This window comes from Pseudomonas panipatensis (genome assembly GCF_900099785.1).
In the GTDB taxonomy this organism is placed as follows: domain Bacteria; phylum Pseudomonadota; class Gammaproteobacteria; order Pseudomonadales; family Pseudomonadaceae; genus Pseudomonas; species Pseudomonas panipatensis.
Genome location: NZ_FNDS01000001.1, coordinates 613,294 through 628,947, shown reverse-complemented (window position 1 = coordinate 628,947; position 15,654 = coordinate 613,294). Strand labels below are relative to the sequence as shown.

The 15,654-nt window shown below is 63.2% G+C and carries 17 protein-coding genes; 2 read left to right on the top strand and 15 right to left on the bottom strand.

All coding sequences use genetic code 11. The features are described from left to right. Positions 1–92 precede the first annotated feature (92 nt). The 5 genes from fabG to BLQ74_RS02940 form a co-directional block, all read right to left on the bottom strand. Positions 93–836, bottom strand: a complete 744-nt coding sequence (gene fabG, locus BLQ74_RS02960; protein ID WP_090260687.1) for a 3-oxoacyl-ACP reductase FabG — start codon at positions 834–836, stop codon at positions 93–95. Positions 837–851: 15 nt separating this feature from the next. Further along, complete coding sequence (gene fabD, locus BLQ74_RS02955; RefSeq protein WP_090260685.1) at positions 852–1,790, bottom strand: ACP S-malonyltransferase; 939 nt, start codon at positions 1,788–1,790, stop codon at positions 852–854. 207 nt (positions 1,791–1,997) lie between these two features. After that, on the bottom strand, positions 1,998–3,005 hold the full coding sequence (gene plsX, locus BLQ74_RS02950; RefSeq protein ID WP_090260683.1) for a phosphate acyltransferase PlsX: 1,008 nt from the start codon (positions 3,003–3,005) through the stop codon (positions 1,998–2,000). Between the two features lie 3 nt (positions 3,006–3,008). Continuing rightward, positions 3,009–3,191, bottom strand: a complete 183-nt coding sequence (rpmF, locus tag BLQ74_RS02945) for a 50S ribosomal protein L32 (RefSeq protein ID WP_009621425.1) — start codon at positions 3,189–3,191, stop codon at positions 3,009–3,011. 13 nt (positions 3,192–3,204) lie between these two features. Then, entirely contained in the window at positions 3,205–3,735 is a 531-nt protein-coding gene (locus BLQ74_RS02940) for a YceD family protein (RefSeq protein WP_090260681.1), read from the bottom strand. Positions 3,736–3,845: 110 nt separating this feature from the next. On the opposite strand from BLQ74_RS02940, the gene BLQ74_RS02935 reads away from it, so the two are divergent. Beyond that, complete coding sequence (locus tag BLQ74_RS02935; protein WP_090260679.1) at positions 3,846–4,424, top strand: Maf family protein; 579 nt, start codon at positions 3,846–3,848, stop codon at positions 4,422–4,424. Between the two features lie 55 nt (positions 4,425–4,479). Here BLQ74_RS02935 and BLQ74_RS02930 read toward each other — a convergent pair whose 3' ends face one another. From BLQ74_RS02930 to rluC, 3 genes are read right to left on the bottom strand one after another with little or no spacing between them, the layout of a single operon-like run. Then, a complete protein-coding gene (locus BLQ74_RS02930) occupies positions 4,480–5,460 on the bottom strand; it encodes a S49 family peptidase (protein ID WP_090260677.1) in 981 nt (326 codons plus the stop codon). Then, positions 5,450–6,145 carry an HAD-IIIA family hydrolase gene (locus tag BLQ74_RS02925; protein ID WP_090260674.1) on the bottom strand — a complete coding sequence of 232 codons (696 nt, stop codon included), beginning with the start codon at positions 6,143–6,145 and terminating at the stop codon, positions 5,450–5,452. The genes BLQ74_RS02930 and BLQ74_RS02925 overlap by 11 nt, the downstream gene beginning before the upstream one ends. After that, positions 6,138–7,094: a 23S rRNA pseudouridine(955/2504/2580) synthase RluC gene (rluC, locus tag BLQ74_RS02920; protein ID WP_090260672.1), complete on the bottom strand. Its 957-nt coding sequence runs from the start codon at positions 7,092–7,094 to the stop codon at positions 6,138–6,140. Before rluC ends, BLQ74_RS02925 begins: the two co-directional genes overlap by 8 nt. 581 nt (positions 7,095–7,675) lie before the next feature. Here rluC and rne point away from each other — a divergent pair. Next, positions 7,676–10,846, top strand: coding sequence for a ribonuclease E (rne, locus tag BLQ74_RS02915; RefSeq protein WP_090260670.1), 3,171 nt, complete (start codon positions 7,676–7,678; stop codon positions 10,844–10,846). Positions 10,847–11,058: 212 nt separating this feature from the next. Here the strand turns inward: rne and murB are convergent, their stop codons facing one another. From murB to BLQ74_RS02880, 7 genes are read right to left on the bottom strand one after another with little or no spacing between them, the layout of a single operon-like run. Then, positions 11,059–12,078 carry a UDP-N-acetylmuramate dehydrogenase gene (gene murB / locus BLQ74_RS02910; RefSeq protein WP_090260668.1) on the bottom strand — a complete coding sequence of 340 codons (1,020 nt, stop codon included), beginning with the start codon at positions 12,076–12,078 and terminating at the stop codon, positions 11,059–11,061. After that, the gene (locus BLQ74_RS02905; RefSeq protein ID WP_090260667.1) at positions 12,075–12,539 is read right to left on the bottom strand and encodes a low molecular weight protein-tyrosine-phosphatase; all 465 of its coding nucleotides are present in this window, start codon (positions 12,537–12,539) and stop codon (positions 12,075–12,077) included. Before BLQ74_RS02905 ends, murB begins: the two co-directional genes overlap by 4 nt. Then, entirely contained in the window at positions 12,539–13,303 is a 765-nt protein-coding gene (kdsB, locus tag BLQ74_RS02900) for a 3-deoxy-manno-octulosonate cytidylyltransferase (protein WP_090260665.1), read from the bottom strand. The genes BLQ74_RS02905 and kdsB overlap by 1 nt, the downstream gene beginning before the upstream one ends. Positions 13,304–13,326: 23 nt before the next feature. Next, entirely contained in the window at positions 13,327–13,512 is a 186-nt protein-coding gene (locus BLQ74_RS02895) for a Trm112 family protein (protein ID WP_090260663.1), read from the bottom strand. A gap of 39 nt (positions 13,513–13,551) precedes the next feature. After that, the gene (gene lpxK, locus BLQ74_RS02890) at positions 13,552–14,550 is read right to left on the bottom strand and encodes a tetraacyldisaccharide 4'-kinase (RefSeq protein WP_090260661.1); all 999 of its coding nucleotides are present in this window, start codon (positions 14,548–14,550) and stop codon (positions 13,552–13,554) included. Then, positions 14,550–14,993 carry an ExbD/TolR family protein gene (locus tag BLQ74_RS02885; RefSeq protein ID WP_090260659.1) on the bottom strand — a complete coding sequence of 148 codons (444 nt, stop codon included), beginning with the start codon at positions 14,991–14,993 and terminating at the stop codon, positions 14,550–14,552. The genes lpxK and BLQ74_RS02885 overlap by 1 nt, the downstream gene beginning before the upstream one ends. Then, entirely contained in the window at positions 14,990–15,625 is a 636-nt protein-coding gene (locus tag BLQ74_RS02880; RefSeq protein WP_090260657.1) for a MotA/TolQ/ExbB proton channel family protein, read from the bottom strand. Before BLQ74_RS02880 ends, BLQ74_RS02885 begins: the two co-directional genes overlap by 4 nt. Positions 15,626–15,654: the final 29 nt, after the last annotated feature.

Below are 15,654 nucleotides of genomic sequence, written 5' to 3'. Positions count from 1 at the left end.
GCCACCCCAATGTTCTGTCTATAACCCAGATGCATCTTTATAGCGGATTTTAGACAGCCCATATGACACCTCCGCGAAAGGTAACGTCACATTCAACTCATGTACATTCCGCCGTTCACCGGTACCGTGGCGCCCGTTACATAGGCGGCGCCATCGGAGGCGAGGAATCCTACCACTTTGGCGATCTCTTCGGCTTGACCAAGACGACCCAGTGGAATCTGTCCGAGCAGCGCTTCGCGTTGTGCCTCCGGCAGCTCACGAGTCATATCGGTATCGATGAAGCCCGGCGCCACGGCGTTCACGGTGATGGCGCGGGAGCCCACTTCGCGCGCCAGCGCACGGGTGAAGCCCTCTAGGCCGGCCTTTGCAGCAGCATAGTTGGTCTGCCCGGCATTGCCCATCGCGCCGACCACCGAACCGATATTGATGATGCGACCCCAACGAGCCTTGGTCATACCACGCAGTACGGCTTTCGACAGACGGTAGAGACTGTTCAGGTTAGTGTTCACCACGTCGAACCACTCGTCGTCCTTCATCCGCATCAGCAGATTATCGCGGGTGATGCCCGCGTTGTTGACGACGATCAGCGGCTGACCGAGGTGCTGCTGGATGTGTTCGAGGGTCGATGCGACCGACTCATCATTGGAGACGTCCAGCACCAGGCCGGCACCTTCGATGCCATTGGCCTTGAGATATTCAGCGATCTTCTCGGCACCGGAGGCACTGGTGGCGGTACCGATGACGACGGCGCCAAGACGGCCGAGTTCCAGCGCGATAGCCTGGCCGATGCCGCGGCTCGCGCCCGTTACCAGGGCGACCTTACCTTGCAAACTCATGCTTATTTCTCCTGTTCAAGCCAGAGCCGCACGAGCCGCCGAAAAGGCGTCCGCGGAATCCAGATTGTGGGTATTCACACCCTTGGCGCAGCGTTTGTTCAAACCGGCGAGCACCTTGCCTGGGCCGCACTCTACCAGATCGCTGACACCCTTGGCGGCCAGCAACTGGACAGTCTCGACCCAGCGCACCGGGCTGTAGAGCTGCGCCAAAAGGTCACGCTTGAGGGTGGCCAGATCGGCCGGCACCTGAGCGCTGACATTCTGTACCAGGGAGATCTTGGGAAGCTGCCACTCAATGGCCTCGATCGACTCGGCGAAACGTTCTGCAGCCGGACGCATCAGCGCGCAGTGCGACGGCACGCTGACCGGTAGCGCAACGGCACGCTTGGCGCCACGCGACTTGCAGGCTTCGATGGCACGCTCGACAGCCTGGGCAGCTCCCGCGATCACCACCTGACCCGGCGCATTGAAGTTCACTGCACTGACCACTTCCCCCTGCGCCGCTTCGGCACAAGCAGCAAGGACGTCAGCATCTTCCAGACCGAGGATCGCGGCCATGCCACCAGTACCGGCCGGCACCGCTTCCTGCATCAATTGACCGCGGCGCTCGACGAGCTTCACCGCATCGGCGAACGCCAGGCTACCGGCGGCCACCAGAGCCGAATACTCGCCCAGGCTGTGTCCAGCGACATAGGCCGGCGCATTGCCCCCCTCATTCTGCCAGAGGCGCCAGAGGGCGATGGAGGCTGCAAGGATTGCCGGCTGGGTCTTGTCGGTTTGATTCAAGCGCTCTTCCGGACCTTCCTGCACCAGCGCCCAGAGGTCATAACCCAGAGCGACCGAGGCTTCGGCGAAGGTATCGCGCACCGGCGCGTGCTGCGCGCCCAACTCGGCGAGCATGCCGAGAGACTGCGAACCCTGACCAGGGAAAACGAAAGCGAGGGATGCGGACATTGCAAAGGGTCCCTTGTGTCTGTTTCGTCGAAGGGGAAACGCCGGCAGCAGCCTGGCGCATGGAACTGACAGTTGGATGACGGCCTTTCAGGCGCGGTCACATCGAAAAGTGATCTCTCTCCCGCGCAAGACTGAACGCCTCATGAGATCGCGAAAGCATACCCTCTTTTCCTGTCAAAAATCTCAATTCCCTTTTCTATCAGGAACTTAGAGAAGCGTCTCAAGACGCCCATGGAGTCGCTGAGGCAAGTTCTCGCGAACTTCGACCAAAGCCCGACGCAAGGCGCTCTGAATCCCCTCCTCGCCTGCACTGCCGTGGCTTTTCACCACGATCCCCTGCAAACCGAGGAAGCTGGCGCCATTGTGTCGAGCTGGCGTCAAATCCCCCCGCAGACGGCGCAGCAACGGCATGGCGACAAGACCAATGGCCTTGGCCGAAAGACTTGAGGCAAACAACTCCTCCAATCGACTGACCACCATGGCCGCCAATCCCTCGCTGGCCTTGAGCAGGATATTGCCAACGAAGCCATCGCAGACCACCACGTCAGCCAATCCACGGTAGAGACCATCGCCCTCTATGTAGCCGATGTAGTTGATCCCCTTTGCCTGCTCCAGCAGGTTGGACGCCAACTTCACCTGCTGGTTGCCCTTGATCTCCTCGGTACCGACATTTAGCAACGCAACCCTTGGTCGCGCCTTGCCCAGCGCCTCGGCAGCGACTGCGCCCATGACGGCGAATTGATAAAGGTGCTCGGCACTGCAATCGACATTGGCGCCCAGATCCAGCAAATGGCAATGTCCGGTCTGAGTCGGCACTGCGGTCACCATCGCCGGACGATCGATACCCGGCAAGGTCTTCAGCAGATAACGCGATAGCGCCATCAAAGCCCCGGTATTACCGGCACTGACGCAGGCGTGCGCCGCACCATCGCGAACCAGCTCCAAGGCAACGCGCATAGAGGAGTCAGGTTTGCCGCGCAGCGCTTGGGATGGACGCTCGTCCATACCTATGACTTCGCTCGCGTGCTGGATGTGCAGACGTGGCCGATCGACCGCAGGGACGCGGGCGCAGAGATCTTCAAGGAGGGAGGCCTGGCCAACGAGGACCAGTTGCAGGAAGGGATTCCCGGCCAAAAAGGCAATACAGGCCGGAACAATGCAGTGGGGACCGAAGTCCCCACCCATTGCATCAATCGCGATGATTGGTGCGGACAAGGATTACTCGTCAGAGCCCTTGTCTACGACCTTGCGGCCGCGATAGAAACCGTCCGGGGAGACGTGGTGGCGCAGATGCACTTCACCGGTGCTCTTTTCTACGGACAGAGCGTTCGCATCGAGAGCATCGTGGGAACGACGCATGTCACGAGCGGAACGGGATTTTTTGTTCTGCTGAACAGCCATGATTGATTAACTCCTAAACGTTTGGGTCACGCTTCAACTGCGCCAGTACGCTGAACGGGTTGGGACGTTCTTCCTCGCTCTCGCTCGGCTCGGGCGCTGCTGCAAATCCCGCCGGATGCTGGCATTCTTCAGGGTCATGGACCGGAACGATGGGCAAGGCGAGCAACAGCTCATCCTCGACCAAAGACACCAGATCGAGGGGTTCCTCTCCCACTTCCAGCGCATCGTAGCCCTTCGGCAGACCTTCAACCGTCTTACCTTCCTGAATGATGGCGAAATCGTATTCACCACCCACATGGAAAGTTGCCGGCTCAAGGCAGCGTTGGCATACCATGCTGACCTCAGCATCGAGATTGACATGCATGACCGCCAGCTTCTGCTCGTCACGGAAGAAGGAAAACTTCGCCCGGACATTGCCTTCACTGCTGGTCAACTGCTCGCAAACCCGCGGCATCTTGACGAGCGGAAGCTCACCTTCGAGGGTGGCTTCGCGCTCTACCAATTTGCGCGGATCGACGTGAGGTGGTATCGGCCCATTCAACATAAGCGCGCCATTATAGGGATGCCCCCGCCCCTGTCAAAGGAAATTAGCCATAAACCGCTGTATGGACAGCCCTTTTCGCTAGAATCGCCCCACTCTCGAAGGAGCCACCCATGCGCCCACTGATACTTGCCTCCAGTTCGCCCTACCGGCGCGAACTCCTGCAACGCCTCCGCCTGCCATTCGAATGCGCCAGCCCGCAAATAGATGAAAGCCCGCTTCCCGGCGAAAACGCCCGGCAACTGGTATGCCGCCTGGCGGAAGCCAAGGCACGGGCGCTTGCAGAACGCTACCCACAGCATTTGATCATCGGCTCGGACCAGGCCGCCATCAATGGCGAACGCATTCTCGGCAAACCGCACACCCTAGAGCGCGCAATGGAGCAACTCAAAACCGCCAGCGGCGCCAGCGTCAGCTTTCTGACCGGGCTCGCCCTGCTCGACAGCGCCAATGGCCAGTGCCAGGTGGACTGCATCCCCTTCACCGTCCACTTCCGCAAACTGGACGACGCACGCATACGCCGCTACCTGGAAGCGGAGCAACCTTTCGACTGCGCAGGCAGCTTCAAGGCCGAAGGCCTGGGCGTCAGCTTGTTCAGCAGTACCGAAGGCAGCGACGCCACCAGCCTGATCGGCCTACCACTGATCCGCCTGGTGGACATGCTGCTCAACGAGGGCGTGCAGATACCCTGAACCGAACAATGAAAAAGCCCGGCCAATGCCGGGCTTTTCTTTCACGCGACGGGCATCAGCGCAGTGCCGGCCCCTGCCAACCCATCCACAGCGCAAGACGCTCGGCAACGCTGGCACCGAGCTTCTTGGTGAATCGATCGAAAGGTGTTTCCTGGATGGTGTAGTCGACGATTTCCTTTTCCTTGATCACTTCCCGAGCCACATAACTACTACTGCCCAAGCCATCGATCAAGCCCAACTGAAGCGCCTGCTCGCCGGACCAGATCAAGCCCGAGAACAACTCAGGATGCTCCTTGTCCTTCAGGCGATCACCACGCCCTTTCTTCACGCTATCGATGAACTGCCTATGCGTGGCGTCCAGGACCCCCTGCCAGAACTGGGTTTCGTCCGCCTTCGGCGGCTGGAATGGATCGAGAAATGCCTTGTGCTCACCGGAGGTATAGACACGACGATCGACCCCCAGCTTCTCCATGGTACCGACGAAGCCGAAAGTAGCCGCAGTCACACCAATGGACCCCACCAGACTGGCCTTGTCGGCATAGATCTGATCAGCCGCACTGGCAATGTAATAAGCGCCGGAAGCCCCCAGATCGCTAACGACGGCATAGACCTTGATATTCGGATGCAAAGCACGCAGACGGCCGATTTCGTCATATATATAGCCGGACTGCACCGGACTGCCGCCCGGGCTATTGATGCGCAGAATGATGCCCTTGGTACCCGCATCCTCGAAGGCCGCCTTCAGCGCACCAACGATATTATCGGCGCTGGCCGGCTCGTCATCGGCAATCATCCCCTTCACTTCGATCAGCGCGGTATGGCTGGCACTGCGCGATGCGGTCTTCGTCAAACCACCCCAAGGCGTGAACATCGCCAAGGCAAAGAACAAATAAAAGAACGTCAGCAGCTTGAAGAAAACTCCCCAGCGCCGCGCCCTGCGCTGCTCCTCGACACCCGCGAGCACCGCCTTCTCCAGCAGCTTCCAGCTCTTGCCGTCGACCGCACCAGGCTCTTCCGCCTTCCATTCATCCGACATATCCACTCACCTCACCCTGCGGACTCGTTACCCGGCCATCCAGCCAGGCACGCAACTCATTGAAATGCTCGATTTCCAGACTCGGTCCGAACTCACGCAAAACCGACAAAGGCTGAGCGCCATAGGCTACCGCCACCGAATCCATTCCAGCACGCCGAGCCATCTCCAGATCGAACGGCGAATCGCCGACCATGAGCGCGCGTCGAGGATCGACACGGCAATGCGCAAGTATTTCATGCAGCATCCGCGGATCCGGCTTGCTCGCCGATTCATCCGCAGCACGCGTGATATCGAAGAAGCGCTGCCACCCCTGCCCTGCCAGCACTCGATCCAAACCGCGCCGACTCTTGCCGGTCGCCACCGCCAGACGGAAACCGCAATGGCGAAAATGCTCCAACGCGTCCATCACCCCCGGGAAAAGCGGCGAGGGCTCGGCCTCCAGCAACAGATAATGCTCGCCATAGTCGCGACGAAAGACACTCAGCGCCGCTGCATCATCGACTTCCGGGTACAGCGTCTGAATCGCCTCGGGCAACCCGAGGCCGATGATGCCCTTGATCGCCTCATCGCTACGCCAGGGCAAACCGGAGCGCCCGGCGGCCACGCGCATGGACTCGACGATACGCCCAATGGAATCGACCAGGGTGCCGTCCCAGTCGAAGATCAGCAGCGAGTAGTCAGGCATCCAGGCGCTCCAGGGTGCTCAGCCACATGTCATCCTCCGGCGCCTCCAACTCCAGCACCGAGCCATCCGGCATGGGCACCCGCAACTGCGCGGAATGCAGGAACAGCCGCTTGCCACCCAGCTCTCGTATCTCGCGGGAGAAATCCTCATCGCCATACTTGGCATCGCCAGCGATGGAGTGCCCGGCATGTTTGGCATGCACACGAATCTGATGGGTGCGCCCAGTGATGGGCCGCGCCTCGACCAGGGTGGCGAAGTCACCGAAACGACGCAGAACCCTGAACTCGGTCAGCGCATCCTTGCCCTCGACATTGACCTCGACCATGCGCTCACCGGAGCGCAGGTTGTTCTTCAACAAAGGCGCCCGCACCTGCTTCTTGGCTGCGGGCCAACTGCCGCGCACCAATGCGTGATAACGCTTGTCGACCGCATGCTCGTTGCGCAGAGCCTCATGCAGATGGCGCAGCATGCTGCGCTTCTTGGCGATCATCAGCAGACCGGAGGTATCACGATCCAGGCGATGCACCAATTCGAGATCCTTGGTGTCCGGACGCAACTGCCGGAAAGCCTCGATCACGCCGTAATTCAGGCCACTACCGCCATGCACGGCGATGCCTGCCGGCTTGTTGATGACGATCAGCGCCTTGTCCTCATAGACGATGGCGGCCTCCAGTCGCTCCAACAAACCCTGGGACAGCGGCGCCGGCTCGTCGCGCTCGGCCAGGCGCAATGGCGGGACCCGTACCACGTCCCCCGCCTGCAACTTGTACTCCGGCTTGATCCGCCCCTTGTTCACCCGCACTTCGCCTTTACGCAAAATGCGATAGATCAAGGTCTTGGGAACGCCTTTGAGCTGAGTACGTAAGAAATTATCAATGCGCTGACCGGCATATTCCGGCGCGACTTCCAGAAGCTGTACGCCGGAAGTCGGAGAGGAGGGAGTTGTCATGCGCGCATCATAGCAATTTTTCATTCAATTGAAGCACTTAATCATTGCTGTTATAGTCGGGACGCCGCCAAAAGTGGCCAGGCCTGCGGATGTTAGCGAAAAAGCCATCCCCACTGCCTGCAAACACATTGAACGGACATGAGGCAGTCCTGCGAAGCGTTGCCGCGGCGGATCAGCGATACCCCCGCCACAACGATTCGGAACCCGAGCCTTGAGACATGACGCACGGCTACCTCGGTAACCGTGATACAGCCAACCCGCTCCCGGATTCTGCGAGCGGCACCCGCTTCTTAAGGGAAACGTGCAGGGTGGAGACGCACAACTGTCGGATCGCGTAGCTTCTGCAGCCCTGATCCAAGACGCACTTCAATCGTCCGCCTCTGACAGTTGATTCCTCCTCCTGTGATTGCTTGTTAGATCATGACAAGCAGGAGACGTAGTCGCGACACGGCCTATCGATAGCCGAGCGTCGCTGGACACGGGAATGGTCCGCCGTTCCTGAGTACGCGCCTGAGCACCGACCATGAGAGTCGTGGGTGCCGATTGCCGTTTCCGGTAGCCCCGGAAACCATTGGTACTACATGAAAAGAATGCTGATCAACGCAACTCAACCCGAAGAGTTGCGTGTAGCGCTGGTAGACGGCCAACGCCTGTTCGACCTGGACATCGAGTCCGGCGCGCGCGAACAGAAAAAAGCCAACATCTATAAAGGCCGAATCACCCGCATCGAGCCCAGCCTTGAAGCCGCCTTCGTCGACTTCGGCGCCGATCGCCACGGATTCCTCCCCCTCAAGGAAATCTCCCGCGAATACTTCAAGAAGAACCCCGAAGGGCGCATCAACATCAAGGATGTGCTGAGCGAGGGTCAGGAAGTCATCGTTCAGGTCGAGAAAGAGGAACGCGGCAACAAGGGCGCCGCCCTGACCACCTTCATCAGCCTCGCCGGCCGCTACCTGGTGCTGATGCCGAACAACCCGCGTGCCGGTGGCATTTCCCGTCGCATCGAAGGCGAAGAGCGCAACGAGCTGCGCGAGGCGCTGAACGGCCTGAACGCTCCGGCGGACATGGGCCTGATCGTCCGCACCGCCGGCCTGGGCCGCAGTTCCGAAGAACTGCAGTGGGACCTGGACTATCTGCTGCAGCTCTGGGGCGCCATCAAGGAAGCCTCCAACGAGCGCGGCGCGCCCTTCCTGATCTACCAGGAAAGCAACGTCATCATCCGCGCCATCCGCGACTACCTGCGCCAGGACATCGGCGAAGTGCTGATCGACAGCATCGACGCCCAGGAAGAAGCCCTGAACTTCATCCGCCAGGTCATGCCGCAGTACGCCAGCAAGGTGAAGCTGTACCAGGACAGCGTTCCGCTGTTCAACCGCTTCCAGATCGAAAGCCAGATCGAAACCGCCTTCCAGCGCGAAGTGAAGCTGCCCTCCGGCGGCTCGATCGTCATCGACCCGACCGAAGCCCTGGTGTCCATCGACATCAACTCGGCGCGCGCCACCAAAGGCGGCGACATCGAGGAAACCGCCCTGCAGACCAACCTGGAAGCGGCGGAAGAAATCGCCCGCCAGCTGCGCCTGCGTGATATCGGCGGCCTGATCGTCATCGACTTCATCGACATGACCCCGGCGAAGAACCAACGCGCCGTGGAAGAACGCGTACGCGAAGCCCTCGAGGCCGACCGCGCCCGCGTCCAGGTCGGCCGCATCTCGCGCTTCGGCCTGCTGGAAATGTCCCGCCAGCGCCTGCGTCCGTCCCTCGGCGAGACCAGCGGCATCGTCTGCCCGCGCTGCAACGGCCAAGGCATCATCCGTGACGTCGAATCCCTGTCGCTGGCCATCCTGCGCCTGATCGAAGAAGAAGCACTGAAAGACCGCACCGCCGAAGTTCGCGCCCGCGTGCCCTTCCAGGTCGCCGCTTTCCTGCTCAACGAAAAGCGCAACGCCATCACCAAGATCGAGCTGCGCACCCGCGCGCGCATCTTCATCCTGCCGGACGACCATCTGGAAACCCCGCACTTCGAAGTGCAGCGCCTGCGCGACGACAGCCCGGAACTTCTGGCCGGCCAATCCAGCTACGAGATGGCCCACGTCGAGCACGAAGAAGTCCAGCCGGTCAGCGCCACCCGCACCCTGGTCCGCCAGGAAGCCGCTGTGAAGACCGTCGCTCCGCAGACGCCGGTACCGCAGCAGGTCGAACAGCCGCAGCCGGTCGAAGCCGCCAAGCCGATGCCGGAGCCGAGCCTGTTCCAGGGCCTGGTCAAGTCGCTGGTCAGCCTGTTCGCCGGTAATAAGCAGGAAGAACCCAAGCCGGCCGCCAGCGCCGAGAAGCCCGCCGCCGAGCGCTCCGCCAACCAGGAAGAGCGCCGCAATGGTCGGCAACAGAACCGCCGCCGTGACGGCAGCCGCCGTGACGAGGAACGCAAACCGCGCGAAGAGCGTGGCGAGCGCAACGAACGTCGCCGCGAAGAGCGCGCCGAACGGCCGAACCGCGAAGAGCGCCAGCCGCGTGAAGAGCGTGCTGAACGCCCGCCGCGCGAAGAGCGTCAACCGCGTGAAGAGCGCGCTGAGCGTCAACCGCGCGAGGAACGCCAACCGCGCGAAGAGCGTGCCGAGCGTCAGCCCCGCGAAGAGCGCCAGCCGCGTGAAGAGCGCGCCGAACGCCCGCCGCGCGAAGAGCGTCAGCCGCGTGAAGAGCGCGCCGAGCGCCCGCCCCGCGAGGAGCGCCAGCCGCGTGAAGAGCGTGCCGAACGCCCGCCGCGCGAAGAGCGTCAACCGCGTGAAGAGCGCCAGCCCCGTGAAGAACGTGGCGAGCGTCGTGAACGCGGCGAACGCCCGCCGCGCGAAGAGCGCCAACCGCGTGACGAGCATCAGGTGAGCGAAGCCGCCAGCCTGGAGGCCGAGGAACTGCCGAACGAAGAGCTGCTGGACCAGCAGGACGACCAGGAAGGCGCCGATGGCGAACGTCCGCGTCGTCGCTCTCGCGGCCAGCGTCGCCGCAGCAACCGCCGCGAGCGTCAGCGTGAAGCCGGTGGCGAAGAGCTGGAAGCGAGTGCCGAGGAAGGTACCGAAGCTGCAATCAGCCCTGCCGTGGTCGCAGGTAGCGCCGCACTGGCCGTGGTAGCCGAAACGGCTCTGCTGGCCGAGTCCAGCGAGCAGCCGAGCGAGGCCGCAGCCGCCGTCGAGGCCAGCAGCGTTGCCAGCGAAGAAACCCCGGCCACCAGCGAAACCCGCAGCGAAGCCAGCGCTGAGCAGATTGCCGAGTTCAGCCTGCAGCCGAGCGAGCCCGCTCCGGTAGCCGCGGCCGAGCAGCCAGCAGTCGCCGCCGAAGCAGCGCCGGTCGCAGCTCCCATCGAGTCCGCGCCGGAAGCAACCGTCGAGGCCGCGCCCGTTGTCGCACCGACCGTGGAAGTACAGCCGAGCGCACAGCCGGCCGCCAACGCCACGGGGCGTGCACTCAACGACCCGCGCGAGAAGCGTCGCCTGCAACGCGAGGCTGAACGTCTGGCCCGTGAAGCCGCAGCTGCCGCCGCCTCGGCTCCGGCTGTCGTCGAAGCACCCGCCGCGGTTGAAGTAGCGGAAGAAGTGGCCGCACCGGCCGCGGAAGCCACTGCCGTGGCAGAGGAGCACGCGCCGGTATCGACCAGCGAAGCGGTTGAAGCGCCGCAGGCCGAAGCTGCCGAACGTGAGCACGCTAGCGAAGCCGAGAAGGTCGAGGAAGACGCCGCAGTCGTGGAAAAACACCACAACTGATCGGCAAAGCAATGAAAAAGGGATGCTTCGGCATCCCTTTTTCATGCCTGCCACGCCGCGAGCCAGCCTTTGACAGGCCTCCCGACAGTCAGGCTCAGACGACAACGGGTTCGAGCAGCGGCTCAATGGCAACGAAAAAGGGCGGGGACCTAACGGCACCCGCCCTTTTCATTGGTGGTGGGCCTGCCTGCCCACACCGAAATCGAGCCCACTCAGTAGAGGTTCGGCTCCATCTCCAACTCGACGCCGAAACGCTGGCGGATGTCGTCGCGAATCCGCTCGGCCAGCCCCAGCAACTGCTGGCCACTGGCCCCGCCGTAGTTGACCAGCACCAGTGCCTGCTGCGCATGAACGCCGGCAGGACCATCGCGGAAGCCTTTCCAGCCCGCCTTGTCGATCAGCCAGCCGGCGGCCAGCTTGACCAGGCCATCGGCCTGCGGATAAGCCACAAGGTCCGAATACTCGCCGCGCAAGCGCTCGGCAAGGGAAGCTGGCACCAGGGGGTTCTTGAAGAAACTGCCGGCATTGCCAAGCTGTGCCGGGTCCGGCAATTTCTCGCGACGGATGGCGCAGATCACCCGCGCCACATCGGCCGGGGTCGGGTCACTGATGCCCTCGTCCGCCAGACGCTGACGCACCGGACCGTAATCGAGGTGCAAAGGGGCTTGCCGCGACAGGGCGAAGCGCACACGCAGGATCACCCAGCGTCCGGGCTCGCGCTTGAACAGGCTGTCGCGATAGGCGAAGGCACACTCCGCCAGGGAGAACTCACGCAGCGCGCCAGTCTGCCGATCCAAGGCCACCAGACTGTCGAAAACGTCCTTCAGCTCGACGCCATAGGCCCCGATGTTCTGCATGGGCGCGGCGCCAACGGTGCCAGGGATCAGGCTGAGGTTTTCCAGACCGGCCAACCCCTGCTCCAGCGTCCAGCGCACCAGGGCATCCCAGACTTCGCCCGCCTCGGCCTCGACGCACACCCTGATGCCATCATCGGCCAGGATGCGCACGCCGCGACTGGCCATGCGCAGCACCAGGGCGTCGACATCGCGGCTGAGCAGCAGGTTGCTGCCACCGCCGATCACCAGCAAGGGCAGATCCTCTTGCATCGCGGCGGCAATGCCTTCCTTCACCTCCTGGTCGTCATGGGCGTCGGCGAACAGCCGCGCCCGCACATCGACGCCGAAGGTATTGAACGGCTTGAGGGAAACATGCTTCTGCAGGACCAGCGTCACAGGCGTCTCTTCACTTCGAGCAGCAGGGCATCGCTGGCACGCTCGATCAGGTCCAGGACCTGCTCGAAACCAGCCTCGCCGCCGTAATAGGGATCAGGCACTTCGTCCAACTCGCCAGCATAGCGACGCAGGAACAGGTCCAACTCGGCCTCGCCGGCGCCCTGCCGCAATCGTTGGAGGTCGGCGAGATTGGCCAGGTCCATGGCCAGGATCAGGTCGAAGGCGGCAAAGTCGGCGCGACTGACCTGACGCGCCCGCAGCGACGATAGATCATAGCCACGCTTCAGCGCGGCGACGCGGGTCCGCGCATCGGGAGCCTTGCCCACATGCCAGTCGCCGGTGCCGGCGGAATCAACGCTGACGCGCGCCTCCAAACCGGCCTCGCGCAGCTTGTGGCGGAAGACGCCTTCCGCGGTGGGCGAACGGCAAATGTTACCCAGACAGACGAAAAGGACGCGCATCAAGCCCCCAGGATGCGCCGTACGCGCTCCAGGTCTTCAGCGGTATCCACACCGGCCTGCGGCGCTTCCAGGGCATCGGCGACATGAATGCGCACACCGTGCCAGAGCGCTCGCAGCTGCTCGAGGCACTCGGTATTTTCCAACCAGCACGGTCCCCAGGCCACGAAGTCGCGGAGGAAACGCGCGCGATAGGCGTAGATGCCGATGTGGCGACGGTACGGAACGCCCTTGGGGAGCGTGTCGCGATCCGCGGCGAAGGCATCGCGCGCCCAGGGCAAGGGCGCACGACTGAAGGTCAAGGCCAGGCCGTCGAGGTCGCTGACCACCTTGACCACATTCGGATTGAACAGCGCGCCAACCTCATGGATCGGTTCGGCCAGGGTGGCGATTCCGGCCTCTGGATGTGCCGCCAGGTTGGCCGCCACCTGGTCGATGATCGACGGCGGGATCAGCGGCTCATCGCCCTGTACGTTGACCACGATGGCGTCGTCGGCCAGCCCCAGGGCATCGGCCACTTCGGCCAGGCGGTCAGTCCCGGAATTGTGCTCGGCGCGCGTCAGCAGGGCTTCGGCGCCGAAACCCTGGCATGCGTCGAGGATACGCGCGTCATCGGTGGCGACCACCACGCGGGCTCCGGCGCTCTTGCGCGCCTGCTCCCAGACGTGCTGGACCATGGGCTTGCCGGCGATGTCCTGCAGCGGTTTGCCGGGCAGGCGGGTGGAGGCGAATCGGGCCGGGATGACGACGGTGAAGGCATGGCTCATCGAATGGTCTCTACGGCTCGCGGTTACTTGTCCAGACGCTCGTCGACGTTCAGCGTGCGGGCTTCGCCCTCGAGCATCACCGGGATGCCGTCACGCACCGGATAGGCCAGGCCGTCGACCTTGCAGATCAGTTCGGATTTGTCGTCGGTGAGCTTCAGCGGCCCCTTGCACAGTGGGCAGGCGAGAATATCGAGGAGTTTCGGGTCCATGCTGGAATCCTTGGAAAACAGGGGCAGGTAAGCTGCCTGTCAGCGCGCGATCAGACGCTCGAGGCGGGCGTCGAACCAGGCGACGAAGGCCGGGGAAGGCTGCGCGTCGACCGCGAGATACCACCAGTCGGGAGCGGCGAAGGCCCGGCATTTCACCGCATCCTTCTCGGTCATCAGCAGCGGCAGCGGCGGGCTGAATTGCAGCTGCTCGGCGCTGTAGGCCGCGTGATCCGGGAAGGCGTGCGGAACAGGCCGCCAGTGTAGCGCCTCGAGCGTTGCGAAGAAACGCTGCGGATTGCCGATGCCAGCCAGTGCGTGCAGGCGTTGACCGGGGGCAAAGTGCGCGAGCGGACTGGTCTGTCCGGATTCGAGGTTGACCAGCGCACTGGGGCGCAAGGTGAAGGAAAATCCGCCCTGGGGATCGCGGCTGGCACCGTTATACAGCAGCGCATCCACCGACCGCAGGCGCTCGGCCGGTTCGCGCAGCGGTCCGGCCGGCAGGCAGCGGCCGTTGCCGAGGCCACGCGCGGCGTCGATCAGCACCAACTCCAGGTCCCGGGCCAGACGGTAATGTTGCAGGCCATCGTCGCAAAGGATCAGGTCCAGCGCTTCTTCGCCGAGCAGCGCCTGCACGGCGCGCGGCCGATCCGGATCGATCATCAGCGGCACGCCGCAGCGCTGGACGATCATCAAGGGCTCATCGCCTGCCTGGGCGGCGCTGTGCTCGGGACGCACCCGCCAGGGCAGGCTCGGCGGCTTGGCGCCATAGCCGCGACTGACCACGCCGACCTTGAGACCACGGGCGCGGCAGTGCTCGATCAGCCAGAGAATCATCGGGGTCTTGCCGGTGCCGCCGACGGTGATATTGCCGACCACGATGACCGGCACGGGCGCCCGGTAGGCCTGGCGCCGGCCATCCAGATAGGCGGCGCGCTTGGCCGCTGCGACGCGGCGGTAGAGCAGTTCCAGCGGGCGCAGCAGCGTCAGGGCGGGATGGCCGCGATACCAGGCCGCCAGCAGACGATCGGAAAACGCCATCAGGGCTTGGCCGCCTGCGCCTCGACGGTGGTGATGCGCAGGTGGCTGAAGCCGAGCTTGCCGGCCGCATCCATGGCGGTGACCACCGACTGATGCGTGGTCTTGCCATCGGCGGTGATGACCAGCGGCAGGCTGTTATCGCCGGCGGACTCCTTCTGCATCGCCGCCATCAGCGTCGGCAGGTCGCTGTTGACCAGGTTCTGGCCGTTCAGCGCATAGTGTCCGCTGGCGTCGATGGCCAGATCCAGTTGCTTGATCTCGGAGGCCTCCGGCGGCGTGCCGCTGACCGCCTCGGGCAGCTCGACCTTGAGCTGCGTCGGACGGCTGAAGGTGGTGGTGACCACGAAGAACAGCAGCAGCACGAAGATCACGTCGATCAGCGAGGCCAGGTTGATGAAGACCTCGTCGCGAGCGGCATTGCCGCTTCTACGCCGGAATTTCACGCTTTTTCTTCCTCGGCGAAGTCGACTTCACGATTGCCCTGGACCATCTCCACCAGCTTGATCGCCTCCTGCTCCATGGCGATCACCAGCTCATCGACGCGGCGCAGCAGGTAGCGATGGAAGAACACTGCAGGTATCGCCACGATCAGGCCCGAGGCGGTGGTGACCAGCGCCTTGGAGATACCACCGGCGAGCACCGGGGCATTGGCCATGCCTTCGCCCATGAAGGCGCTGAAGATCTGGATCATGCCGAACACCGTCCCCAGCAGACCGAGCAGTGGTGCCATGGCGGCGATGGTGCCGAGCGCGTTGAGGTAGCGTTCCAGGTCGTGGATGACCCGCGATGCCGCCTCCTCGATGCACTCCTTCATGATCTCCCGGCCATGCTTGGAGTTGACCAGGCCGGCAGCGAGTATCTCACCCAGCGGCGAGGAAGCCTTGAGCTCCTTCAGTGCCTGGCTGTTGAGTTTCTTGTCCTTGATCTGCTTCCACACCTGCCCCAGCAGTTGGGGCGGAGCGACCCGACTCAGACGCAGGGTCCAGAGCCGTTCGGCAACGATGGCGGTGGCGGCGACGGAGCACAGAATGATCGGCAGCATCATCCAGCCGCCGGCTTGAACCAGTTCCCACACAGTGGCGAATCCCCTGAAAAAAAGTGGCG

Excerpts from the sequence above, each read along its gene's own strand:
- fabG (WP_090260687.1), bottom strand. The coding sequence starts at position 836 with ATGAGTTTGCAAGGTAAGGTCGCCCTGGTAACGGGCGCGAGCCGCGGC.
- fabD (WP_090260685.1), bottom strand. The coding sequence starts at position 1,790 with ATGTCCGCATCCCTCGCTTTCGTTTTCCCTGGTCAGGGTTCGCAGTCT.
- rpmF (WP_009621425.1), bottom strand. The coding sequence starts at position 3,191 with ATGGCTGTTCAGCAGAACAAAAAATCCCGTTCCGCTCGTGACATGCGT.
- BLQ74_RS02940 (WP_090260681.1), bottom strand. The coding sequence starts at position 3,735 with ATGTTGAATGGGCCGATACCACCTCACGTCGATCCGCGCAAATTGGTA.
- BLQ74_RS02935 (WP_090260679.1), top strand. The coding sequence starts at position 3,846 with ATGCGCCCACTGATACTTGCCTCCAGTTCGCCCTACCGGCGCGAACTC.
- BLQ74_RS02930 (WP_090260677.1), bottom strand. The coding sequence starts at position 5,460 with ATGTCGGATGAATGGAAGGCGGAAGAGCCTGGTGCGGTCGACGGCAAG.
- BLQ74_RS02925 (WP_090260674.1), bottom strand. The coding sequence starts at position 6,145 with ATGCCTGACTACTCGCTGCTGATCTTCGACTGGGACGGCACCCTGGTC.
- rluC (WP_090260672.1), bottom strand. The coding sequence starts at position 7,094 with ATGACAACTCCCTCCTCTCCGACTTCCGGCGTACAGCTTCTGGAAGTC.
- rne (WP_090260670.1), top strand. The coding sequence starts at position 7,676 with ATGAAAAGAATGCTGATCAACGCAACTCAACCCGAAGAGTTGCGTGTA.
- BLQ74_RS02905 (WP_090260667.1), bottom strand. The coding sequence starts at position 12,539 with ATGCGCGTCCTTTTCGTCTGTCTGGGTAACATTTGCCGTTCGCCCACC.
- kdsB (WP_090260665.1), bottom strand. The coding sequence starts at position 13,303 with ATGAGCCATGCCTTCACCGTCGTCATCCCGGCCCGATTCGCCTCCACC.
- BLQ74_RS02895 (WP_090260663.1), bottom strand. The coding sequence starts at position 13,512 with ATGGACCCGAAACTCCTCGATATTCTCGCCTGCCCACTGTGCAAGGGG.
- lpxK (WP_090260661.1), bottom strand. The coding sequence starts at position 14,550 with ATGGCGTTTTCCGATCGTCTGCTGGCGGCCTGGTATCGCGGCCATCCC.